The sequence below is a fragment of the Flavobacterium ovatum genome, assembly GCF_040703125.1.
Lineage (GTDB): Bacteria > Bacteroidota > Bacteroidia > Flavobacteriales > Flavobacteriaceae > Flavobacterium > Flavobacterium ovatum.
The window spans coordinates 4,186,738-4,210,023 of sequence record NZ_CP160035.1; the positions used below are offsets into that span (position 1 = coordinate 4,186,738).

Genomic DNA, 23,286 nt, shown 5'->3' on the forward strand with positions numbered 1-23,286 from the left:
AAAATCACCATGGATGGCAAAAATAGTAAAAAAATAGACAAGGACTATTTTCAAAGAAACAAAACCTATTTTTTAACTTTTTATCAAATTTCCAACTTGAATTGTAGCTCAATTCCACTTTACAATTCCTATTTTTGTAGTCAACACTAATACTATGGTTTCTCACATACAGAAGTTTAAAGAAAGTACGGAATTCACCAATGCTTTAAAAGTAACCATTTCAGGTATTCTTCCGGTTTTACTTTTTTCTTATTTTGGTCAAATTGGTACTGGAATTACTATTGCATTAGGAGCTTTTTTTGTTTTTCCGAGTGACGTTCCAAGTAATTTAAAGCATAAAATAAATGGGTTAATTATCACTAGCTTCATAGTATCTGGTGCTAATTTAATCATTAATTTATTTCATCCTTACCCATTATTTTTTTACCCAGTACTGACGGTTTTAATTTTCCTCATATCCATGTTAGCCGCTTATGACCAACGTGCCACTATGGTTGCTTTCTCCGGATTATTATCCATTTCATTATCTTTTGCTCACCTCAACACAGGCATCGTTACTATTATACAACATGCCGGATTATTACTTAGTGGAGGTTTATTTTATTTATTAATCTCTATTTTATTTTACTACATCCGTCCCAATCGGTATATTGAACTACAACTAGTGGAGTGTATGAAACTCACTTCTAAATATTTAAACCTAAGAGGTGATTTATGGGAATTTAATTCTGATCGAAAAGAAATCACTAACAAACAACTACACCTACAAGTAGAACTGAATACTATTCACGAAAATATTCGTGAAATTTTGATTCGCAATAGAACCAACTACGGTTCTTCTAATCAAAATAGAAAAATGCTTTTGTCATTTATTTCATTAGTTGAAATCATGGAATTGGCTATTTCTACTTCCTTTGACCATAATAAATTACATCAAAAATTTGATGCTCATCCTTTTGTATTAATCACCTATCAAAATTTAGCCTATAACTTAAGTAAAAGCTTAAATCAATTATCACAAAGCATCTTAAACAAAACGGCCTATAAGTCTAAACACAGTTTGATTGATGATTTGACACAATTAGAAGAGGCCATAGAGCAATACAAAAAAGAGCTTGGGCCTGTAAACTCTATCGAAGGGGTATTGATGTTGACCACCATGCTTCACTACGCCGAAAAACAAGTTGAAAAAATCAAAATTCTAGAAAGAGCTTTTACTAAAATAGTTCAATTGAAAGACTTAAATGGTCGTGATAAAGATTTGGAAAAACTAGTTCAACATCATTATTATCCAGTGAGTACGCTAATCGAAAACTTTAGCTTTTCATCTACAATTTTCCGTCATTCACTAAGGATTACCATCACGATTTTACTAGGTTTCATTATTGGAAAAATACTTCCGTTTCAAAATGTATATTGGATATTATTAACCATAGTCGTTATTATGAGACCTGGTTATGGTTTGACTAAGAAACGAACATATCACCGATTTATAGGGACCGTAATTGGGGGAATTATTGCTTTCTCGATTCTTGCTTTTTCACCTAACACTACCTTCTTAGGTTGTATTGCTATTTTATGCATGATTTTAGGGTTTTCTTTTAATCCAACTAATTATAAAATAGGAACTACTTTTATTACCCTCCATGTTATTTTCGTTTTTGCCATCTTAACGCCTAATATGGAAAACCTAATTCAATACCGAATTTTAGACACTATTGTAGGAGCAATTCTTGCTATCATGGCCAATTATTTTTTGTGGCCAAGTTGGGAATTCTTAAACGTTCCTGAATATCTCGAAAAATCGATTAAAGCCAATAGAAATTATTTAAAAGAATTCTCTGCACTATACAATAATAAAGGAGCAGTATCATCAGCCTACAGACAAGCTAGAAACCAGGCTTTTATTGAAGTAGGAAATCTTATGGCTTCCTTTCAAAGAATGGTACAAGAGCCCAAATCCAAACAAAACAAACTCCCCGTTTTCTACAAATTAACGGTTCTAAACAACGCCCTACTATCTTCGGCAGCTTCCTTAGGAACTTATACACAATCTCACAAAACGACTGATGCTTCTGATGCGTTCAATAACGCCATTGATCAAATCATCCAAAAACTGGATTACGCCATCTTACTATTAAATGAAAACAATTCTGAAATTCATGAAGAAATAGCAACTGAGGAATCTTCACAAAATTTTACCGAACTAAGAAATATTCGAGCAAGAGAATTAAAGCAAGGCGCCACGATGAGTGAAGCATCATTCCATCATAAAATGCAGGAAGTACAACTTGTAATTGAACAACTTATTTGGTTGACTAACCTTTCTGACAACATTGTCAAAACCACTAAACAATTACTAGCTGCTTAACACCTACATCATAGTAAATAACCAAACCACTCTTATGGACTTAAAGTCAATAGATTTGGTTGGCAGACATAAAGTCTGCAAGGATGAATTACAAAAAAAGAAAATTAGCCACTGATTAAATTGATTTCCACAGATTAAATCCTTCTAATCCAAATAATCTGTGGCAAAAAGTTTTTAGTAGCTAAAGCGAAATGCACTAAAGTACATAGTTTTAACTATAATTTGAGACCAACAAATTACATCAATATGTTGGTCTAATGTAATAGGTAAAAAAAGTTTAGTACTTGATAAAAACTACCTAATATCAAGATTTATTTATTTGTAATTTTGATAAAACACTTAATTTACAAAAATGAATAAGCTCCTTTTAACCGCATTAATATTTCATTTGACTTTAAATTCTATTTATAGTCAATATGTTCCCTTTATTAATTCACCTGATAAAAATAAAAAGTGGAACTACGTGACCCATTTGTCAGACGAGTTTAACTCCTCCACTATAGATTGGAAAAACAAATTTTACATGGACAGCAACCTTCCCAATGTGAATGCTTGGAAATGGAACAACGCAACCAATGTAACCATTGTAAATAATGCTGCCCAAATTTCTATGAGGCACAATCAAGATAATATTCCTGTAAATGGGACTTATTTTAATTCCGGGATCTTAAAAACCAAAGGTACTTTTACAACAGGTTATGTTGAAGCAAAAATAAAAGGAGCAGTAATGAATATTCCAGGACAAGATAACGGTCGTGGAGTATGCCCATCATTTTGGCTATACAGTGACTTTGACCGTTCAGCTGAAGAAGGAAGAACAGTATATTCAGAAATTGATATAGTCGAATTACAACAATTTGATTATTACAATAACGAGCAAGATGATGTTTACGATATGGAACATAATTTACACTTAGTACTCAAAGAATCAGGTAAAGACGTTTGGTATCGTCCAAAAGCGAATGCTGCAACTCAAAAAAATCACTATACAGCGACATTCGATCCTAGTCAAGACTATCATATTTATGGCTGCGAGGTAACCGAAACGCAAATCACTTGGTATGTTGATGGTGTTCAAGTAGGAAGCAAACCTAATACATACTGGTACCGACCAATGAACGTAACACTTTCATTAGGCCTCAGAGTTCCTTTTGTAGTATTTAAAGACAACAGGTTCCAACCTACAGACCCTACTATTGCCGACACACGAGCCAACAAACAACTAGCAGCCATGCCAGCGTCAATGTCAGTGGATTACGTAAGGGTTTGGACTCCTAAAACCAGTAAATAGCAAAAAAATAATCACTCAATAAATTCGGCAAACATAAGTCCGTACTAAGGTTTTTATAGTAAAAAAACCTATAGTAAAAAAACACCCCCGAATAAATTTAGACCAAAAAAAAGAGCTTGACAGTGTCAAGCTCTTTGTACATACATGAATTCTAAAATTATTTTAGTTTTAATACCTCAGCCGTATTAGTACGAATTTGAACTAATAATTCTGGATTTTTATTTAATTCTTGACCATAAGAAGGAATCATCACTTTGAACTTCTCTTGCCATTCAGTTGTCTTCATTTGTTCTTTATAACATCTTCCAATTACATCAATCATAATAGAAACAGCTGTTGAAGCTCCAGGAGAAGCTCCTAGCAAAACAGATAAAGAACCATCAGCAGAAGTAATTACCTCAGTACCAAATTCTAATTTACCCCCTTCTTTTTCGTCCTTTTTGATCACTTGAACTCTTTGTCCTGCACGTTCTATTACCCAATCCTTAGACTTAGCACCAGGAACATACTCTCTTAAAGCATTAATCCTATCTTCGGGTGATTGTCTTACTTGTTCAATCAAATATTTAGTCAATGGAATGTTTTTCGCTCCTGCAATCATCATTGGAACTATATTATCTAACTGAATAGATTTAGGCAAATCTGAATAATTACCGTTTTTCAAGAAACGAGTAGAAAACCCTGCAAAAGGTCCAAACAATAATTGCTTCTGTCCATTAATCATTCTAGAATCAATATGTGGAACTGACATTGGTGGTGCCCCAACGCTCGCTTTACCGTAAACTTTAGACTCATGTTGCGCGATAATTTCTGGATTGGTACATTTCAACCATTGTCCACTTACTGGAAAACCTCCAAAACCTTTACCTTCTGGAATATTTGCTTTTTCTAATAATGGTAAAGAACCACCACCCGCACCAATAAATACAAATTTGGTATACGCTTTTCTCTTTTGACCAGTACTTAAATCAGTTATTTTTATTCTCCATGATTTGTCATCACGCTGTTTTAATTTTCTAACTTCATGATTAAAGTGCATATTAACACCCTCCATTTTAGCTAAATAATCAAACATATTTCGGGTCAACTCCCCGAAATTCACATCAGTTCCAATAGCCATAGTTGTTCCTGCTACTTTCTCTGATTCTTTTCTACCTTCCATTACTAGAGGCATCCACTTTTTTAATTCCGAAAAATCTGTGGTATATAACATCTCCTTAAAAAGAGGATTTGCTTGTAATGCTTTGTAGCGTTTTCTTAGGTATTCTACGTTCTTATCCCCCCAAACAAAACTGATATGTGGAATTCTTTTGATAAAATTCTCAGGAGCAGACACTTTTTCTTGTTGTACCAAATAAGACCAAAATTGACGAGAAACTTCAAAAGATTCTGCAATACTGATGGCTTTTTTAGGATCGATGCTTCCATCTTGTCCTTCTGGAGTATAATTCAATTCACAAAAAGCAGAATGCCCAGTACCAGCATTATTCCATGCATCAGAACTCTCGGCAGCTGCTTTATCTAATCTTTCGTAAATATCAATAGTTAAATCTGGTTGTAATTCTTTTAGAATTAAGCCAAGTGTGGCACTCATAATTCCAGCTCCAATTAGAACTACATCACTACTCGAACGTATGGTTGTATCAGGCATAATATTTTTTTATAAAACGCAAAGATACTTTATATTGTTATAATTAAAACCCCTATTCAAGGCTAAATAGTTACATTTATCACTGCAATATCTCGTTTTAACAAAGAATTATTAAAACATTTTTCGCGATAAATAATCTTGCAGCATAATCGTTGCTGAAATTTCATCTATTAAAGCTTTATTTTGACGCTGTTTTTTCTTCAACCCGCTATCAATCATGGTTTGAAACGCCATTTTGGATGTAAATCGCTCATCTACTCTAACCACTTTCATATCCGGAAAATGATTGGTAAAATGAGTCACAAATCCTTTGATAATAGAAGCACTTTCAGAGGGTGTTCCATCCATTTGTTTGGGTTCGCCTATAAGGACCAATTCGACTTTTTCTTTAGTAAAATAATCTTTCAAAAAAGCAATGGCAGTAGCACTCGGAATAGTAGTTAAGCCCGAAGCTATAATTTGCATTTCGTCAGTAACGGCAATTCCGGTACGTTTTTGACCGTAGTCTATGGAGAGGATTCTTGGCATTTATATGGAGTCTTTGTATTTTATAAAACCGAACACGGTAACTATTTATTTTTCTATATCTACTTCGTAAATAGACACATAACCTTTAAAAACATAGTCTCTACTATTTTCCTTTTTAATGTAGTTCGAGTTTTTAAAGTGAAATGGAGTTTTTAAATCTTTTTTGATGTTTCTCAGTAAATCTTTTCTGAATTTTAACGCTGCTTTTGGTTTATCTTTATAAATATAACGCACTTGGTCAACCAATAAAACTAACTATGTCCTTTAAATCGTAATTAAAATCAACAGTTAATTTAATCCTCATATTTTGAAATAGCATCTTCTAATAAAACATCCAACTCATCAAAAGTAGAATATTTCGCAGTCCCGTTTTTAACTTTATCAATTCTAGCCTGTAACATCCTTTTTTCGGCTTCAAAAGTAGAACCTTCAGTAACTATTTTCAGCTCATCCGAAGAAAATGAACTCAATAATTCTAAGATTTTGCTTTTTATATTCGAATTAAATTCTAGTCTAATAGTTTCCATAGCACAGATATATTAATATACAAATATATAACATTTTCAGCATTCATATCTTTTTTGCTATTGGTTAAAAATGGTATATTTGTGCCAAAAATTTTAAAAACATGAGTGCATTACAGACAATTATAGAACAAGCTTGGGAAAACAGAGCTTTGTTACAAGAGAAACCAACAACTGACGCGATAAGAGAAGTTATCGAATTATTGGATTCTGGAAAACTACGTGTTGCTGAACCAAAAGGTGAGGGTTGGCAAGTAAACGAATGGGTAAAGAAAGCAGTAGTTATGTATTTCCCTATTCAAAAAATGGAAACTTGGGAAGCGGGAATTTTTGAATACCATGACAAAATGGAATTGAAGAAAGACTATGCTGCCAAAGGTGTTCGTGTGGTTCCTGGAGCTTCTGCTCGTTACGGTTCTTATATTTCTAGTGGTGTAATCATGATGCCTAGTTACGTAAACATTGGTGCTTATGTAGACGCTGGAACAATGGTAGATACTTGGGCAACTGTTGGTAGTTGTGCTCAAATTGGTAAAGATGTTCACTTGAGTGGTGGTGTTGGAATTGGTGGTGTTTTGGAACCACTACAAGCGGCTCCAGTTATTATTGAAGACGGTGCTTTTATTGGTTCTCGTTGTATTGTTGTAGAAGGTGTTCACGTAGGTAAAGAAGCAGTTCTTGGTGCTAATGTATGTTTGACTGCCTCAACTAAAATTATTGATGTTACAGGAGAAACTCCAATTGAAATGAAAGGTTACGTTCCTGCTCGTTCAGTTGTTATTCCTGGAAGTTATACTAAAAAATTCGCAGCTGGTGAATTCCAAGTGCCTTGTGCATTGATCATTGGGACTCGTAAACCATCTACTGACTTGAAAACGTCATTGAACAATGCGTTAAGAGAATATGACGTAGCGGTATAATCCCTTACTATAAAATTCAAAAGTCCCCAATTCGAAATTATTTTTGAATTGGGGACTTTTTTTATTTCATCAATCCTGCTTTTCTTTTTAGGTATTTTTTTCTGGTAATTTTACCTTTGAAAGCTTTTGTTTTATCGAGTAAAATTTGATGCAATTGCGCTTCTGGATGTCCGCTTAATTTGGAGTAAGCTTTTGCGATTACTTTTACCATTGTTTTAGATAACCACATTTTCTTGAAATTGTCCATCCTTTTTTCGATAGACATCCTTTCAAATTTCATTCGATTTAAATCTATTAGATAAAAATCATAATCACCTTCACCTTTTTTCACAATCAACGTATTTCCAGGAGAATGGTCTAGAAAATTAACTTTGGATTCGTGCATTTTATAAGTAAAAGCAGCAAACTGTTCCAGTATATTATTACGCTCAGGAAACAACGGATTATGGATTAATTCTCGAATGGTGAAATCATAATCAATTTGCTGGCAGATATAAAAACTATCCTGAAGCAACCCCAAACTATTGTAATTTTCTATATATGCAACAGGCAAAGGTGTTGGTATGTCATGCTCCAATAAATAATTGGCGTAGTCATAAGAACGCTTGGCTTTGGTACTTCTAAAAAAAGAATAAATTATGGATTTAAAAAGTCCTGGTTTTTGAAAAAACTTGATATTAACTACTTCACCATCTAAATCATTTGATTTAATCGTATTTCGAGAACCTTCAACAATCATATCACCACTGCTGAAAAAATAATCAACCAACTGAGAGATAAGCATTTCTTTTTCTTTGTAAAGCGGATGAGCGGTGATTTGCACGATATAATATATTATTTTTGGTTTAAAAGTATAAAAAATAGTACTTTGCAGCAAGAAATAGTTTTATGAAGAAAGTTTTAATCATACAGAATAAACGAATTGGTGATGTTTTAATCAGTTCCGTAATTGCTAATAATTACAAAGCAAAGCATCCTGATTCCATCATTCATTTTATGGCTTATGACTTTACACATGGTGTAATATTAAACAACCCAAATATAGACAAAATCATTACCATCAATGATAAAGAGCTTAAAAGTTTGGTTGTTTTATTAAAACTTATTCGAAAAGTTAAAAAGGAGCAGTACGACATCATCTTTGATCCTTATTCCAAAACGCAAAGCAGATTGATTTGCAAATTCTCAGGAGCAAAACAAACCATTGGTCACAAAAGCCGTAAAAAAATAGGGCAACTAGGCTTTTACACCCACCCTGTGACGATTTCCAAAGAGAAAACCAAAATATGTGGAAAAGCCATCGAAGACCGCATTCATTTGTTAGAACAAGCTGAAAAATTCTCTCCTATAGACTACGAGCCAAAAATATTTTTGACCGATGAAGAAAAAAACGAAAATCTCTTAGGGCACTATGCTAATAAAAAAGTAATTATCCTTGGCGTTTTAGGAAGTACTCCACAAAAGTCAATGCCTTATGAGTATGTTGCAGAAATTGTAGATTTTATTTCTAATAAATATGATGTTTACATTCTGTTCAATTATGCACCACACCAAAAAGCAGAAGCTGAAAAAATATACAATCTTTGCCAAAATAAAGAAAACATTATTTTAGATATTTATGCTCCTAGCATAAGGGATTTTGTCAAACTAATGAATCAATGTGCACTTTTAGTTTCGAACGAAGGTGGAACGGTCCATATTGCCAAAGCATTGAACAAGCCGACCTTTACTATTTTTTCACCCTATGTCAACAAAGACCATTGGGCAAGTTTTGAGGATGGCAAATTTCATTCTTCAGTCCATTTATTAGATTTACTACCCAATGCAATTTCTGATTTATCCTATGAAAAATGCAAAGAGATAGAGAAAAACCCAACAGAACTATACCTAAAACTAACACCCGAAATGATTATTCCAGAACTAGATAAATTCCTTAAATATAATTTATAGTATTTTTTTAATTCCTGAAGCAGTCCAGATTTTCTTTTGATTTTTAGTCTCTTTTCTAATTTGAGTGTTTTTAAGAACCATTTCAGGTTTCACATAACCACGCGCATGATCCAGATGAACACAAACGGTTGAATATCTAATTTGTTTTGGTTTTACACCATAATTTACCAGACGTTCTCCAAACTCTCTATCTTCACCGCCGTACTGCATCCTTTCGTCGAAACCATTGATGGCCAGAAAATCTTTTTTCCATCCCGAAGCATTATGACCGTTCCAGCTTGGTGTAGTTGGCGTTATAGTATTCAATAACCAACTAATCAACCCCTTAGACGACAGCTTACTGTTTTTAAAAGATGATTTCATTCCATGGTTTCTTAACCATTTTAAATCAAAACATTTTCCGGAATAAATAGTTAGCTGATCTATTTTTTGGGATATATCCATAGGTAATTTAAAGTACCCCCCAGAAATAAAGTAACCTTCTTCCCTACTTTTAATATGCTGTTCTACAAAATCTTCTCTTGGAATACAATCTCCATCTGTCATCAAAATATAATCTGTTGCTACAGCCAATATGGCTTTATTTAAAATTATAGTTTTTTGAAAACCCATGTCTTCATGCCACACATGAACAATAGGAAAAAAAACCTCCTTTTTCATTTCTTCTATCAAATCAAAAGTCTCTTGATTGGATCCATCATCTGCAATTATGATTTCAAAATTGCGATAGGTCTGTGTGTTATACCCCCAAAGTACTTTTTTAAGCCATTCGGGAGAATTATAGGTGCTAATTATTATGGATATATCTTTTCTCATTGCATTACAAATATAATTTTTTTTTTTAAATTTGAAATCTATATATCCTTTTCATGAAAACGCTTACCGTAATAATCCCCACCTACAACGAAGAAAGTTATATTACTGATTGCCTGCAATCCATTAATTTTGCAAATCAGATAATTATAATTGATTCTTTTAGTACTGACAACACAGTCGTTAACGCTAAAAAATTTGATTGTGAAATTATTCAACGAAAATTTGATAATTTTTCTTCCCAAAAAAATGAAGCTATAAAAAAAGCTACAGGTGACTGGATTCTATTTCTGGATGCAGATGAACGTGTGACCCAAAAATTAAAATTGGAAATAATTAGCACAATTAACCAACCAAAATACGATGCTTATAAGATTCGTTTTCCTCATTTTTACATGAATCGATTTTTATACCATACCGAAAACAAAGTTTTACGATTAGCCAAAAACGAAACACTCTTTTTTGAAGGATTAGTTCATGAAAAATTAATCCATAAGGGAAAGGTTGGTATATTAAAAAACCACATGCTTCATTACACTTATAAAGGCTTATTTCAATACATCCAAAAAAAGGACTCCTACGCTTGGTTTCAAGCAAAAATGGCTAGAGAAAAAAACAAAAAAGCAACTTATTTTCATTTAATTTTCAAACCCGCTTACCGATTTTTTCATACTTATATTATCCGAAGAGGATTTCTGGATGGTATCCCAGGACTTGCAGTTGCCAGCATTGATTCCTACGGTGTTTTTTCGAGATATGTAAAAATGATTTTATTAGAAAAAGACTTGAAATAATTAAAAGATTTTTGATTTTTGATTTCTGATTTCCTGGAGATAAAACAGGAATTGGCTCCAACATGGTATGCAGTATTAAAATTATAAAGAGAACCTCAATAAATTAATAATTGTCGCAAACTCACAAGGGTTTAGCCAAAATTTAAGCCTTTGAGCCTTCTTAGAAATATAATTTGAAACCTTCTCTCTTAACTGTAGAACCTCTGACTACATTAATTTCCTGGTCTTTTTCTAAAACAATTTTAATTTACCAAAGCGTAATTTTAATTTAAATCGCAGTAGGTTATCTTCACCTCTAATATCAATACGGGTAATTTCGTAACTATTTTTAAACGGAAAACGATTAATCTTATTCCCTATTCGCAATCCCATTTTTACTTTGTTCTCTTTTAACAACGTCTGAAAATGAGTCTTCCTTGGTTTTTTTTTGGGGAAATTCCCGTAAGGGTAAGCTATTGCGGGATAAACCTTCAAGTTGTTTTCACGAATGCTTTTATAACATTTATCAAAATCTAAATTAATTTCCTCATCTGATAAAGTCGCATATTTTCGGTGAGAATAAGAATGTAAACCTAATTCTATTAATGAGTCTAAACTTTGAAGCATTTCAAAGGTCATAATAGATTCGCTCCCCTTATTCCATTCATCGGTTTGACCTACATATTGAAAAGGAATAAAAAAGGTAGCTTTGAGGTTGTATTTTTTCAAGAGAGGAACGGCATATTCCAATTGATTCACGGTTACATCATCAAAAGTAATCACAATACTCTTGGAAGGAATCTCTTTTAAACTTTCAAGTTCTGACAAGTTAAAGGAGGTAAAACCTTCCTTCGCTAAATAACGAAATTGATCTTCTAATTTTGATTCAGAAATAGTCAGTCCTATGGATAAATCATCACTTTTACTGATATTGTGGTACATTAAAATCGGTAATCTAGCCATAGTCAAATATTAAATAAAAAACATCAGCGTAAAATTATTACATTTGTCAACGATATTCTAACAAATAGAAATTAAAATAATTTGAGACCAAAAATAACTGCTTTAGCGATCACCTTAAATGAAGAAGCATATGTAAAAAGATATGTCGAAAGCTTAGCTTTTGCTGATGAAATTCTTTTTATTGATTCATTTAGCACTGATGCTACAGTAAGTACTGCAAAAGAACTAGGTGTTAAAGTGATTCAACGTGAATTTGATGATTTCACTAACCAGAAAAACTTTGCTATCAAACAAGCCCAAAATGATTGGATTATCTTTTTTGATTTAGATGAAATTATCACTACTGAACTTGAAGAAGAAATCATAAAGACCGTTTCTAATCCTATTGAGCATGCTGCTTATAAAGTAAAAAGAAACTTTATTTTCCAAGGAAAAGACATAAAATACGGAGGTTGGCAATCTGACAAAGTTATCCGATTATTCAACAAAAAAAACTGTAGCTATATTGGTGATTTAGTTCCCAAAAGTATTGTGGTATCAACTGGATCAGTTGGGCAACTCAAAAAAATAGTTAATCATCATAGCTATAAGAGTTTTGATAATTATAACCAAAAATTAAATCGACTTAGTCAATTAGAAGCTAAAAGTCTCTATACTAAAAACCAAAAGCCTAACTTTTATCATTTATTCATTAGACCATTATTTCACTTTCATTGGCAATTCTTCTACCGATTGGGTATATTAGATGGTAAAGAAGGCTTTATCCTGGCATACATCCATTCATTTGCTGTATTTAAACGCTATCTACAATTATGGATGATGTATAGAAAATTAGAATAGAAAACTTTACTTCTTAATTAAATACTTAAACCATTGTCCGAAATTTTTTAATCGAATATAGTTTCTGCCTAATTTCATGGTTCTATTCTGTTTGATAAACTTCCGAATTTCTCCAATGTTTTTTGTTGGAAAATAATTCAATTTCTTCCATCTTTTAGGTTCAATGTAATACAAGTCTGAGAACTCTTTGTAGTTGTTTTCATTAACGTTAATCCATTTCCTCATGAATCCTTCGTTCACCTCATTATTATGTCCCCAGTTACTTATTTTTTGTGTTAATTCTTCTTTTGATCTTGATAATGACTCATGCAAAACAATATTATCTAAATAAATCACCCTCTCATCTGTTCTTCGAGCGCATTTATAATTTGGATAATTGGTAGCAAAAATTGCTTTCATTGGTTTATCTACATACAAAATACCATTTTCTGTATATTTATAAATAATAATCCAAAAAGCGGCAATTTGAATTTTATTCTTTTCAGGATTATCTAAATAATGATCGTATTTATGAAGCCTTGTTACAAATCTTTTGAAATTAACAAAATACTCATCTGCATCAATTTGTATTAACCAATTACCAATCCCCATTTTAAGAGAAAGTAAATGACGTTCTCGGGTATCATTATCAATAGCAGAAAGTGTAGGAATATAAAAATCATCTTCATAAATTTCTATCTTATTATCAACATCTATTTTTTTTAGCCACTCATAAAACACGTCTTCTATGACAAATTTTTGTCCTGTCCATGTACGTAGCTCATTGTCTATTGCGATAAAAATCCTATCCGAATCCTTATATACTGGAGGGATAGAAAGTTTTAACTTTTCGTAATCGTATGACAAGAGAAAACCTACATGAATCTTCTTCATTATTTATTTATTTTGAAAAACAGTATTCACGGTAAATTTACTATATTTTTTCATCAATGCTTATGGATAATTATACTTTTCAAAAAAGATGGTCAAAATCTATGAAATAAATTAAAAAAAAACAATCCACGTACTTTTTACTCTTTTAATCCTCAACAACTTAAATCTACTTACTTGTAAAAAGTTCTAAAAAATTAATAATTCCTTTGAACCATTTCCAAGGCCTCTTAAATGTTTTAATATATAAAATTTGTTGAATCCTTTTGGACTTAAAATCATTTACTGTTTTAAACCCGTCCAAAAACAAAGGAAAATACTTATTAAGCACAACTTGCTTTTCTAAATCTAAAATTGACTGATACTCTTTGACTGATGACATACCAGTAAAATCATAATTACTAATGGTCATATTCAAATACTTATAAGGTCTATTCTCTACACAAATAGTATATATAAAAAACTCCCAATCGGCAACGATTTTTAAATTTTCGTTGTACATAAAATAATCAAAAAACAGTTGCCTTCTAATAAAACTAGCCTGATGATTGATGCAACTAGAATAAAAAAACGTAAAAGATAATACTTCTGGATAGGTCTTCTTCCTTCTAGAATTTGGTTTTACCTTAAAGTTATCTCCATAATAAATATCGAACTCATCAACGAGCAATGGATTGACATTCGCTAAAACAGTGTTTTCATAAAAACTATCACCACTGTTCATAAAAATGACAAAATCTCCTTTTGCAGCTTTGATACCTTTATTCATGGCGTTATAAACTCCAGTATCAGGCTCGCTTATCCAGTAGTCTATTTTGTCGGCGTACGATGCTATCAATTCTTCACTTCCATCAGTACTTCCTCCGTCTATGATAATATATTCAAAATCGACCAGAGTTTGATTTACAACAGACTTAATAGTTTGCTCTAATCCCCGTTTGTTATTATAGTTTATAGTAATTACCGAAATTTTCTTTGACATTGATTTAAAACTTTTTATTTATTTGAATAAACTTTATCGACAAAATGCAAAATAGCACCTATAAATATTGAATAAAAAAGACGGTTTAAAAATTAAATAATTTATCAAAATTATCATAAACTGAACTAACGTTATGGTGTGCGTCAAAATATATTTTAGCCTCAGTTGATACTTTTTGATAATACTGTGAATCACTTAATAATAATTCAATTTGTTTAGCAAAATGAGTTTCATCGTCAGTTACTAAACACCCATTATTTGACTTATTAAGTAATCCATCTACCCCTCTTGTATTACAAATCACGGGAAGTCCAAATGATAATGCCTCAATAACTTTAATCTTCAATCCTGTTCCGGACAGCATTGGACATAAACCAACGCGACTATGACAATAGACTTCATCTAAATTATCAATAAAACTAATTTTAGTAACATTTTCCTTGTCAGGAGCAAAGTTTGTAATTTTACCTACAACAAGAATTGTAATATTTTTATCTAAAAGAGGGTAAACTTTTTCAAAAAACCATCTACACGATTTAACATTATGTCCATTGTCACTCGCTACGTAAATCAAATCATAAGTTTTATGCTCCGATAATTCTTTTTTATCTACTGAGTGAGTAATCATGTGAACGGGTTTTCCTAAAAATTGTTCGAAAATATATTTTTCTTCATTTGAAATTACAATTATTTTATCGTATTGATTTGCTAATTGCATTTCTGTTTCGAAATATTCCCCAATTTCGAAAAAACTAAGTTTTTTAAAATGAGCAAAATGAGCAGTTAAAAAATCGTGCGTATCTACTATTTTCACAGTATTTACTAGATTAGGATTATCATTTATAATTTCCGTCCATAACAAGTAGGAAACAACAACATAGTCATACTGATTCTGCTCTAAAATTTGATTAAATTGTTTTTTATAACCAGACTTAGTCCTATCAAAATCCTTAACCTTTATTATATTTTTTTTAGGTAAAAAGTAATCAAAATATTTTCTAAATCTATTTTTCTTTCTTTTTTCCTCGTATAGTAAAAACCCTTTCCTAATAAGTCGCTGAGATTTCATTTTTTCAATATCATCATCCAAAAAGCATTCAGAAGCTATACCTACAAAATCAACAACAAACGATCTGCTTTTAAAATAATTCAACAATGCCATTGCACGTGCATTATTACCTTGAGTTTTTAATAAAGGGTTTTCAGGGTAAAAAAAAAGTAAATTTAGCATAATAATTTTTTGTGTGTGTGTGTGTAAATATAATAAAGCAAATGACGCATTCTAAATTTAAAACATTTGAAATTGTTACCAAAAAAATTTTAGCTATTTCAGCATCAACATATTTTGTGCAAACTTAATTAATTATTAACAAGGTTTTATCTTGACTTTTTGTTTTTATTTACTAAAATTAAATTTGATACAACTTGAAAAATTAAACCAAAAAAGGTTTTTCTCTTAGAACTGTCATTTATATTTTAAATAGAGTATATTTCGCCTTGTAGTTATCCTAAAATAAAAATTAACATCTATTTCTATGCTTCTATTGTGTTTTAGTCTTAAAATAATTATTTATCAATGCTTTAATTAAAAGGGCTTCGTGCATAAGTACTTTATTCCAATTAAAAAAAACAGGTTAAGACCAGTCATTTTCTTTTTGTTTGGGAAGAACAAATAGAAATATAGAAGTCCAATATTTTAATATTTTCCACAAAAATCTACTGTCTTTTATTTTAATTACTTTCTGCATTCTTCGATCAAAGGTTCTATTAACATCACACGTAAAATCATCATAAAATAAAGGGAAATGCTTTTTTAAAAAAACCTTACGCTCTAAAAGTCCAGGAGGAATATTTTCAGGAACTGAAGAAATTCCAGAATAATCATAATAACAAATTATCTTTTCTAAATGTTGATAAGATTCGTTTTTTTTACATAATACATAAACAAAAAATCCCCAATCGGAAACAATTTTGTATTCAAGACTATAAAAAAAGTGTTTGAAAAACAAGTCCCGTTTGATAAAACTTGCTTGATGACAAAGACCGTCAGTTAGAAAATGAGTGAATGTCAAAGTTGATGGCATTTTAATTAGTTTATCATCCCACTCATCACAGAAAAACATTGCATCGCCATACAAAACACCTACATTATTACTAAAATTACTCTTAATTTCTTCTAGAATTGTATTGGTATAAAAAAAGTCTCCACTATTCATAAAATTGAGATACTTCCCTTTTGCAATCTGAATTGCTTTATTCATGGCATCGTAAATCCCTTTATCTTTTTCCGAAACCCAGTAATTAATGTATTTATCATATTTATTGAGCGTTGATAGACTGTCGTCTGTGCTCCCTCCATCGATTATAATAAATTCAAAATCGGTCCAAGTTTGATTAATAATGCTTTCAATAGTTTTTATTAATCCTTCATTATTATTATAGTTAATAGTAATAATAGTAAGCTTAACAGCATTTTTATCTGATTCCAAAACATCTTTAGTCATTTTTTATAGCTTTATTATATAATTCCAAACATTGTGAAGCTGCTTTTTCCCACGTAAATAGTTTTACGCGTTCCAAGCCTTTTAAAATATATTCATTTCTAAAATTTGAATCCTTTAGAACTAAAGCTATCTTTTCTTTTAAATCTTCTTTGCTAGATAGATCAAAATAAATTCCTGCTTCACCTGCAACTTCAGGTAAAGAACTAACATTGGATAAAACTATTGGGCAACCACAAGCCATCGATTCTAAAACAGGAATGCCAAAACCTTCATACATTGATGGAAAAACAAAACACTTGGCATTTTTATAAAACAAACCCAGTTGTTCTTCTTCAAAATATCGTTGCTCTACTTGTTCCTGAAGTCCTAACTTTTTTATAAATTCAACCTCTTCTTCATTAAACTTACCTCCACCTGCACAAATGATTTTCAATGTAGAATCCTCTTTTAATAAATCTAAGATTGACTCCACCAAAAAATAAAAATTTTTGTAATAATCTCTTGAGCCAACAAATAAAACATAATTACTTGGCAAGATTACTTTTAAATTTTCATTAACTTTAATAGAGCTACCATGATAAATAACTTCAATTTTTGATGCGTCTATTTCTGGATATATCGCTAAAATATCTTTTTTAGTATTATTCGATACTGCAATAATTTTAGTAGCTTTTTCTAATAGTAATTTTTTATTTATAACAACATTCAAAGGCTCGCCAATAAAATACTGAGGAAACAATTCGTGAATCATATCATAAACCGTCAAAACAAAAGGAGTATCACCTATATACTCTAAAAAGTAGGGATTATAATAGGTTGGAATAAATAAGTCAAAATTGGAATTCTCTAAAGGATTCTTCAACTTTTTTTGTTCAATTTTTCTTTTTAACGAACGGGTACTAATCCCAATCGAATTCATAGATTTTAATAAAAAAGAAACTAGCCTTTCCTTATTTTCTATTTCTAATAAGCCACTATCAATTACATAAGCATTTTTGGATTCGTGGATAGGTAGCGTTATAGATAGTTCATTATTTTTCTTAAGCTGACTAAAGACTTCCGTATAATACCTCGTGATTCCCCCGTAAGTTTGCATATTGAAAGCTTGAGAGTCCAGAATAATTTTCATGTGTAAAATAATTTTGCAGTAATAAATCTAATTCACCTCTAAGGATTGCAAACTCACTAAATTAGCGTAATTGCCATTCATCCTCAATAACTGTTCATGAGTACCTTGCTCGACAATTCTACCTTTACTCATTACAATAATCAAATCGGCACTTTGCACAGTAGACAAACGGTGTGCAATAACAATAGATGTTCTATTTTCCATCATATTCTCCAGACCAACTTGTACTAACTTTTCAGATTCAGTATCCAATGCCGAAGTTGCTTCATCTAAAATCATAATGGGTGGGTTTTTCATTACCGCTCTAGCAATGGCCACACGCTGGCGCTGTCCACCAGATAACATACCACCTCCATCTCCTACTGGACTATTGTATTGATCTGGAAATTCAGATATAAAATTATGTGCATTGGCGACTTTTGCCGCGCTGATAATAGCATCTAATTTAGGATCATCAATACTTAACGAAATATTATTAGCAATAGTGTCATTAAATAATATCGAATCCTGAGCAACGATTCCCATTTGTTTTCTCAAAGAATTTGCTGTCACATCTTTTACATTGACACCATCAAAAGTGATGCTTCCCTCGGTTACATCATACAAACGAGTCACTAAGTTTGCCAAAGTAGATTTACCACTACCTGATTCACCCACTAATGCCACTCTTTTTCCTTTTGGAACTGTTAGATTAAAATCTCTCAAAACATATTCAGAATCATATTTAAATGAGACATTGGTAAATTTAATTTCAGAATTAAATTCTGTTATTACTTTAGCACCTGGATTATCTTGTAATGGGTTAGTAGCATCCAAAATGAAAGCAACTCGCTCATAAGCTGCATTTCCTCCCATCAAAGCTTGATTTGCTTTGGTAATTGACTTGGCTGGAGTCAAAATTTGGTACGCTAATCCCATGTAAGCAATAAAAGCACTACCACTCATAGAATGATCGATTAATACTAAGGACCCTCCATAAACTAATAAAATAGAAATAACAAAAATCCCTAGAAATTCACTCATAGGACCTGCCAAACTCATACGAGCTCCCATTTTATTATTCAAATTATTAATGACTTCGGTAGAGTTATAGTAGCGTTTTTTGAAAAAATTCTCCGAAGTAAAGTTTTTAATCACTTTAATACCTCCTAAAGTTTCTTCAATATCTGATAGTAAATGACCTTCAAGTGAAAAAATATCACCAGATTGGCTTTTTACAGATTTGCTTAATTTGGATATTAAAAACCCCGAAATAGGCAAGAATAGAAAAACAAATATGGTGAGTTTCCAACTTATAAAAAGCATTGATGCTAGAGTAAATACGATTGTCAATGGCTCACTCACCATCATTAAAACGCTCATAAAAGAAGCTTTAATGGTATTAATATCAGCTGTCATTCTGGATATCAAATCTCCCTTTCTTTCATTTGAGAAAAAAGAAACGGGTAAACTAATTACTTTTTGATAAACATCATTTCTTAAATCTTTCAAAATTCCGTTGTTCAAATAAGTCATGTAAACAATCGAAATAAAATTGAACAGGTTTTTTAATAAAAAAGTGGTCAATACAAAAACTACCATCCAAACTAAAGTACTCAAAGCCCCTTTAGTTTCCGTATTATGAGTAATAAAATAGTTCAATGACTCTTCCAAATAACGTTTATCAATACTTTTAAACCCCTCATAAACTGGCTTAATCTTTACTTTTTCACCATCAGAAAACAATACCTTCATCAACGGAAAAAGGGAAAGCATTGAAACAGCAGAAAATAACGCATATAAAACATTAAAAATGATACTAATAATAAAGTTTCTTTTGTGAGGTATTATGTATTTAAAAAAGCGTCTGAAGTTTTTCATCGAATGTCATTAAATTGAACACTTACCTATACGTTTAGGTTAAGATTTCTTTTTGCAAAGATAAAATTAAATTACTTTTAAAACTAAATAAAATAAAATCCTTGTTAATAGTATGTGAATAAACTCCGGGGATTTAAAAATGAAACTTCATCGATTATAAAACAATATTTTTTTTACGCTAAAACCTTCGCTTTTCTATAGAAAAACAAGATTAAACAGACAAATAATGCTTCGTTATTGAAATAAGTTTTGAAAGGAAACAAATCTATTTTTTTTGTTTTAGGCTTTTTAAATTTTTAATGTATTTTTACTGAAAATTTTCAGTTACATGCCTTATCCTAAATGCACTTTAGTTACTCCTACATACAATTGGCCAGAAGCCTTAGAGTTATTGCTATTGAGTTTATTAAACCAAACCATATTGCCAAATGAAGTAATTATTGCTGATGATGGGTCAAATGAGGATACAAAAAAATTAATCGAAAAATTTCAAGCTAATTTTCCTATTCCATTACTGCATGTTTGGCATGAAGATAACAAAAACCGAAAGCCAAAAATAATGAATAAAGCCATCGCAATGGCAAATTATGATTATATAATAGAAGTGGATGGAGATATTATCATGAATAAAAACTTCATCAAAGACCATCTTACTTTTGCTGAAAAAAACCATTATCTATTTGGTTCTCGCGTAAATATTCAAGAAAGCATATTATCAAAAGTTCTTTCAGAAAAAATCATTCACTTTAATTTGTTTTCAAAAGGAATAAAAAAGAGAGGCAGAACGATTCGGATTCCTTATTTAATGAAATTTTCAAAAAATATTGATCAGCGTTCTAAAAAATTAAGAGGTTGTAACATGTCTTTTTGGAGAGAGGATTTCATTAAAATAAATGGATTTAATGAAAATTTAGTAGGTTGGGGTATAGATGATTCAGAAATGATTCAAAGATTACACAATATCAATATCAAAGGGTTACGATTAAAATATTCAGCAATTGTATACCATATTTTCCACAAAGAACAATCTAAAAACAACGTTGAAATCAATAACGAAATTGAGAGAGTTACCACTGAAAAGAAACTTACCTATATAGAAAAAGGAATCAACCAATACTTATGATATTTGATATAGCCGTAGTTCTGATCAACTACAATTCAAGTGAGCACAGCATAAATTGCATTCGTTCTATTATTCAAAACACTTCAAATAAACTTTCATATCAAATCATCATAACCGATAATTGTTCTGAAAAAGAAGATTACCTTCAACTAAAGACTTTTTGTGATAACTTAGATTTCCCTAACTTAAAACTCCTAAGAAGCTCGATAAACACTGGCTTTGGCGGAGGAAATATGTTTGGACTTCCGTTTGTAAACGCTACATTTATTGCTTTTATAAACAATGATACTTTACTTAAAAACGATTGCCTATCTATTTTAAAAAATACTTTACACAATAATCCATCCATAGGAATTGCAGGTGCTCAAGCTTATAATCAAAAGGGAGAATTTATGATTTCATTAGATCATTTTGCTTCTCCAACTAGAGAAATCTTGGGGCGAAATTTTTTAGAACGCGTTAATTCAAAAAAATATCCTAAACGAAAACAATTATATACTCAACCGACACAAGTAAACTTTATTCCTGGAAGTTTTATGTTTGTAAGAGCCACTGATTTTTATGAAGTTGGAGGCTTTGACACTACCATATTTCTCTATTATGAAGAAACAGATTTATGTCTTCGACTAGCCAAAAAACACAAATTTGCCTATTTGGTTCCCCAAGCTGAATTTATACATTTTCACGGAGCCAGTACACCTTCAAGTATTTATATCAAAACAGAACTTAAGATCTCTTTACTTTATATTATTCGTAAACATTATGGTTATTTGAGTTACCTATTAGTTTTGAACTATTTAAGAATAAACTATTCTTTTAGCACATTATTTAAACCCAAATATTGGTATTTACTTAAAATATTGATTGCGGGAGCCCCTATATCTAGTTCTATCAAGACAAAGCAACAGATAGAAGTATTATAATTTTGAATATCAAATTATTTACTTAAACAAAACATAAAAAAAGCTAGCTTTGTAGCTCGATAAAGAAAACATGATTAACGCTTCATCTCCAGGTTGGATAGATAAATATTTTTTTAAACACAAAAAATCTAAATTCGTTTTAACGAACGATATAGATGCGTTTTATCTAAAAGTAAGAAAGACTGGATTTATATATGGCCATATTGTTTCTTTTGAAACAGAGACGCCAATTGACACTAAGGGTTGGGTTCAAAATGAAATTCCAAAAGTTGCGTTACTCAATATTTTACATGCTACTTACAGATTGCATCATCAAGATGAAAACCCCGGGCATTTTATAAAAAAAGCATTAGATTTTTATGACGCAATGCATCCACAAGGATTCAACTTGTTTAAAAAGGTACTCCCCAATAGCCCTGATTCTCTTAATTTAGAAAAAATCATTGACAGTCGAGTTCAAACTAACATTGATATTGTAAGCAAGAATTTTTCTCATATTGTTACCAATGCATTACTTTTTATAGATGTATTAGCTTTTCGTGAATATCTTACTCGTGGTGAATTGCCTGAAAAATATTTAAAAAAAATTGAAGAGTCGATCGTTAGTGTTATTTCGTTATCCTTAAAAACTAAAACCAATAAATCTAAATACGATGATTTATTAATCAAACTTTTTGAGGCTTCAGTACGCTACAGTAAGTTCTCAAATAGTAACATCCAAAATATAGAAGAACTAAACCTGAACTACTTTAGCTCCGAATTAGAGAAATACTATATTATTGACATGGCAGGAATGTCCTTATGGAGTGATGGAAAATTAGAAAACGAAGAATCCTATTTTCTATACAAATTGGCTGAAAAAATTGGAGTCTCAGATGATTTTGTAACCAATAGCATCCAAGAAACGAATGATTTTATTACTCAGTATAAAAAGGAAATCCCTTTTTTTAATTACTCAAACCCAGTCAAACATTTTTACGATCAAACCACTAAAAATGTGGAAACCTTAATCACAAGAAATAAAAATCGTTTGTTTAAGGAAATAACAGGAAGCAAGGAATTAATGATTCTTTTAGCAACTTCTACCACAAGAGATTTAGATGAAAAAGAAAAGAAAAAAGTAAAAAAACAGTTATTAGAGATCTGTAAAACAATACCATCCTTAACTATTTTTTTACTTCCTGGAGGAAGTTTATTACTCCCTATTTTAATAAAATTTATTCCTAAAATGCTTCCTTCCGCATTTAACGAAAACTTAGATAATGAATAAA

Annotated in this window: 21 protein-coding genes; 9 read left to right on the forward strand and 12 right to left on the reverse strand. The window is 31.1% G+C overall.

What is annotated here, in order from left to right:
• The first annotated feature begins 154 nt into the window (after positions 1–154).
• Both ABZP37_RS17190 and ABZP37_RS17195 read left to right on the forward strand, forming a co-directional pair.
• Complete coding sequence (locus ABZP37_RS17190) at positions 155–2,371, forward strand: FUSC family membrane protein (protein WP_366184499.1); 2,217 nt, start codon at positions 155–157, stop codon at positions 2,369–2,371.
• 352 nt (positions 2,372–2,723) lie between these two features.
• Positions 2,724–3,662, forward strand: a complete 939-nt coding sequence (locus ABZP37_RS17195; protein WP_366184501.1) for a family 16 glycosylhydrolase — start codon at positions 2,724–2,726, stop codon at positions 3,660–3,662.
• A gap of 157 nt (positions 3,663–3,819) precedes the next feature.
• On the opposite strand, the gene ABZP37_RS17200 is transcribed toward ABZP37_RS17195, so the two are convergent.
• The 3 genes from ABZP37_RS17200 to ABZP37_RS17210 all read right to left on the reverse strand — a co-directional run bounded on the left by ABZP37_RS17200 (position 3,820) and on the right by ABZP37_RS17210 (position 6,368).
• Positions 3,820–5,313, reverse strand: a complete 1,494-nt coding sequence (locus ABZP37_RS17200) for a malate:quinone oxidoreductase (protein WP_366184503.1) — start codon at positions 5,311–5,313, stop codon at positions 3,820–3,822.
• Between the two features lie 111 nt (positions 5,314–5,424).
• Positions 5,425–5,841 carry a Holliday junction resolvase RuvX gene (gene ruvX / locus ABZP37_RS17205; RefSeq protein ID WP_366184504.1) on the reverse strand — a complete coding sequence of 139 codons (417 nt, stop codon included), beginning with the start codon at positions 5,839–5,841 and terminating at the stop codon, positions 5,425–5,427.
• Between the two features lie 293 nt (positions 5,842–6,134).
• Positions 6,135–6,368 (reverse strand): hypothetical protein, encoded by a 234-nt coding sequence (locus tag ABZP37_RS17210; RefSeq protein ID WP_366184506.1) that lies wholly within the window; start codon positions 6,366–6,368, stop codon positions 6,135–6,137.
• A 101-nt stretch (positions 6,369–6,469) separates the two neighbouring features.
• Between ABZP37_RS17210 and ABZP37_RS17215 the strand changes: the two genes are divergently transcribed.
• Positions 6,470–7,285, forward strand: a complete 816-nt coding sequence (locus tag ABZP37_RS17215) for a 2,3,4,5-tetrahydropyridine-2,6-dicarboxylate N-succinyltransferase (RefSeq protein ID WP_366184507.1) — start codon at positions 6,470–6,472, stop codon at positions 7,283–7,285.
• Between the two features lie 61 nt (positions 7,286–7,346).
• On the opposite strand, the gene ABZP37_RS17220 is transcribed toward ABZP37_RS17215, so the two are convergent.
• Entirely contained in the window at positions 7,347–8,108 is a 762-nt protein-coding gene (locus tag ABZP37_RS17220; protein ID WP_366184509.1) for a lipopolysaccharide kinase InaA family protein, read from the reverse strand.
• Positions 8,109–8,173: 65 nt separating this feature from the next.
• Between ABZP37_RS17220 and ABZP37_RS17225 the strand changes: the two genes are divergently transcribed.
• Entirely contained in the window at positions 8,174–9,235 is a 1,062-nt protein-coding gene (locus ABZP37_RS17225; RefSeq protein WP_366184511.1) for a glycosyltransferase family 9 protein, read from the forward strand.
• Here ABZP37_RS17225 and ABZP37_RS17230 read toward each other — a convergent pair.
• A complete protein-coding gene (locus ABZP37_RS17230) occupies positions 9,230–10,051 on the reverse strand; it encodes a glycosyltransferase family 2 protein (RefSeq protein ID WP_366184513.1) in 822 nt (273 codons plus the stop codon). The genes ABZP37_RS17225 and ABZP37_RS17230 overlap by 6 nt on opposite strands.
• Before the next feature lie 53 nt (positions 10,052–10,104).
• Between ABZP37_RS17230 and ABZP37_RS17235 the strand changes: the two genes are divergently transcribed.
• Entirely contained in the window at positions 10,105–10,842 is a 738-nt protein-coding gene (locus ABZP37_RS17235) for a glycosyltransferase family 2 protein (protein WP_366184515.1), read from the forward strand.
• A gap of 231 nt (positions 10,843–11,073) precedes the next feature.
• On the opposite strand, the gene ABZP37_RS17240 is transcribed toward ABZP37_RS17235, so the two are convergent.
• Positions 11,074–11,784, reverse strand: a complete 711-nt coding sequence (locus tag ABZP37_RS17240) for a polysaccharide deacetylase family protein (RefSeq protein WP_366184517.1) — start codon at positions 11,782–11,784, stop codon at positions 11,074–11,076.
• A gap of 81 nt (positions 11,785–11,865) precedes the next feature.
• Here ABZP37_RS17240 and ABZP37_RS17245 point away from each other — a divergent pair, with 81 nt between their 5' ends.
• Positions 11,866–12,624, forward strand: coding sequence for a glycosyltransferase family 2 protein (locus tag ABZP37_RS17245; protein ID WP_366184518.1), 759 nt, complete (start codon positions 11,866–11,868; stop codon positions 12,622–12,624).
• 6 nt (positions 12,625–12,630) lie between these two features.
• On the opposite strand, the gene ABZP37_RS17250 is transcribed toward ABZP37_RS17245, so the two are convergent.
• From ABZP37_RS17250 to ABZP37_RS17275, 6 genes are all read right to left on the reverse strand, one after another.
• Positions 12,631–13,497 (reverse strand): hypothetical protein, encoded by an 867-nt coding sequence (locus ABZP37_RS17250; protein ID WP_366184519.1) that lies wholly within the window; start codon positions 13,495–13,497, stop codon positions 12,631–12,633.
• Positions 13,498–13,663: 166 nt separating this feature from the next.
• Positions 13,664–14,476 (reverse strand): glycosyltransferase family 2 protein, encoded by an 813-nt coding sequence (locus ABZP37_RS17255; RefSeq protein WP_264618947.1) that lies wholly within the window; start codon positions 14,474–14,476, stop codon positions 13,664–13,666.
• An 85-nt stretch (positions 14,477–14,561) separates the two neighbouring features.
• Positions 14,562–15,707 (reverse strand): glycosyltransferase family 4 protein, encoded by a 1,146-nt coding sequence (locus ABZP37_RS17260; protein ID WP_264618946.1) that lies wholly within the window; start codon positions 15,705–15,707, stop codon positions 14,562–14,564.
• Positions 15,708–16,110: 403 nt separating this feature from the next.
• Positions 16,111–16,980 carry a glycosyltransferase family 2 protein gene (locus ABZP37_RS17265; protein WP_366184520.1) on the reverse strand — a complete coding sequence of 290 codons (870 nt, stop codon included), beginning with the start codon at positions 16,978–16,980 and terminating at the stop codon, positions 16,111–16,113.
• On the reverse strand, positions 16,973–18,109 hold the full coding sequence (locus ABZP37_RS17270) for a glycosyltransferase family 1 protein (RefSeq protein ID WP_366184522.1): 1,137 nt from the start codon (positions 18,107–18,109) through the stop codon (positions 16,973–16,975). The genes ABZP37_RS17265 and ABZP37_RS17270 overlap by 8 nt, the downstream gene beginning before the upstream one ends.
• Before the next feature lie 27 nt (positions 18,110–18,136).
• On the reverse strand, positions 18,137–19,969 hold the full coding sequence (locus tag ABZP37_RS17275) for an ABC transporter ATP-binding protein (RefSeq protein ID WP_366184524.1): 1,833 nt from the start codon (positions 19,967–19,969) through the stop codon (positions 18,137–18,139).
• 328 nt (positions 19,970–20,297) lie between these two features.
• Here ABZP37_RS17275 and ABZP37_RS17280 point away from each other — a divergent pair, with 328 nt between their 5' ends.
• The 3 genes from ABZP37_RS17280 (at position 20,298) to ABZP37_RS17290 (ending at position 23,285) form a co-directional block, all read left to right on the forward strand.
• Positions 20,298–21,092, forward strand: a complete 795-nt coding sequence (locus tag ABZP37_RS17280; RefSeq protein WP_366184525.1) for a glycosyltransferase family 2 protein — start codon at positions 20,298–20,300, stop codon at positions 21,090–21,092.
• Positions 21,089–22,015, forward strand: a complete 927-nt coding sequence (locus tag ABZP37_RS17285) for a glycosyltransferase family 2 protein (RefSeq protein ID WP_366184527.1) — start codon at positions 21,089–21,091, stop codon at positions 22,013–22,015. Before ABZP37_RS17280 ends, ABZP37_RS17285 begins: the two co-directional genes overlap by 4 nt.
• 70 nt (positions 22,016–22,085) lie before the next feature.
• On the forward strand, positions 22,086–23,285 hold the full coding sequence (locus ABZP37_RS17290) for an LETM1-related biofilm-associated protein (RefSeq protein ID WP_366184529.1): 1,200 nt from the start codon (positions 22,086–22,088) through the stop codon (positions 23,283–23,285).
• Position 23,286: the final 1 nt, after the last annotated feature.

What these genes read in the sequence shown, in the direction of transcription:
- ABZP37_RS17190 (WP_366184499.1), top strand. Translation starts at nt 155, where the DNA reads ATGGTTTCTCACATACAGAAGTTTAAAGAAAGTACGGAATTCACCAAT.
- ABZP37_RS17195 (WP_366184501.1), top strand. Translation starts at nt 2,724, where the DNA reads ATGAATAAGCTCCTTTTAACCGCATTAATATTTCATTTGACTTTAAAT.
- ABZP37_RS17200 (WP_366184503.1), bottom strand. Translation starts at nt 5,313, where the DNA reads ATGCCTGATACAACCATACGTTCGAGTAGTGATGTAGTTCTAATTGGA.
- ruvX (WP_366184504.1), bottom strand. Translation starts at nt 5,841, where the DNA reads ATGCCAAGAATCCTCTCCATAGACTACGGTCAAAAACGTACCGGAATT.
- ABZP37_RS17210 (WP_366184506.1), bottom strand. Translation starts at nt 6,368, where the DNA reads ATGGAAACTATTAGACTAGAATTTAATTCGAATATAAAAAGCAAAATC.
- ABZP37_RS17215 (WP_366184507.1), top strand. Translation starts at nt 6,470, where the DNA reads ATGAGTGCATTACAGACAATTATAGAACAAGCTTGGGAAAACAGAGCT.
- ABZP37_RS17225 (WP_366184511.1), top strand. Translation starts at nt 8,174, where the DNA reads ATGAAGAAAGTTTTAATCATACAGAATAAACGAATTGGTGATGTTTTA.
- ABZP37_RS17230 (WP_366184513.1), bottom strand. Translation starts at nt 10,051, where the DNA reads ATGAGAAAAGATATATCCATAATAATTAGCACCTATAATTCTCCCGAA.
- ABZP37_RS17235 (WP_366184515.1), top strand. Translation starts at nt 10,105, where the DNA reads ATGAAAACGCTTACCGTAATAATCCCCACCTACAACGAAGAAAGTTAT.
- ABZP37_RS17240 (WP_366184517.1), bottom strand. Translation starts at nt 11,784, where the DNA reads ATGGCTAGATTACCGATTTTAATGTACCACAATATCAGTAAAAGTGAT.
- ABZP37_RS17250 (WP_366184519.1), bottom strand. Translation starts at nt 13,497, where the DNA reads ATGAAGAAGATTCATGTAGGTTTTCTCTTGTCATACGATTACGAAAAG.
- ABZP37_RS17255 (WP_264618947.1), bottom strand. Translation starts at nt 14,476, where the DNA reads ATGTCAAAGAAAATTTCGGTAATTACTATAAACTATAATAACAAACGG.
- ABZP37_RS17260 (WP_264618946.1), bottom strand. Translation starts at nt 15,707, where the DNA reads ATGCTAAATTTACTTTTTTTTTACCCTGAAAACCCTTTATTAAAAACT.
- ABZP37_RS17265 (WP_366184520.1), bottom strand. Translation starts at nt 16,980, where the DNA reads ATGACTAAAGATGTTTTGGAATCAGATAAAAATGCTGTTAAGCTTACT.
- ABZP37_RS17270 (WP_366184522.1), bottom strand. Translation starts at nt 18,109, where the DNA reads ATGAAAATTATTCTGGACTCTCAAGCTTTCAATATGCAAACTTACGGG.
- ABZP37_RS17275 (WP_366184524.1), bottom strand. Translation starts at nt 19,969, where the DNA reads ATGAAAAACTTCAGACGCTTTTTTAAATACATAATACCTCACAAAAGA.
- ABZP37_RS17280 (WP_366184525.1), top strand. Translation starts at nt 20,298, where the DNA reads ATGCCTTATCCTAAATGCACTTTAGTTACTCCTACATACAATTGGCCA.
- ABZP37_RS17285 (WP_366184527.1), top strand. Translation starts at nt 21,089, where the DNA reads ATGATATTTGATATAGCCGTAGTTCTGATCAACTACAATTCAAGTGAG.
- ABZP37_RS17290 (WP_366184529.1), top strand. Translation starts at nt 22,086, where the DNA reads ATGATTAACGCTTCATCTCCAGGTTGGATAGATAAATATTTTTTTAAA.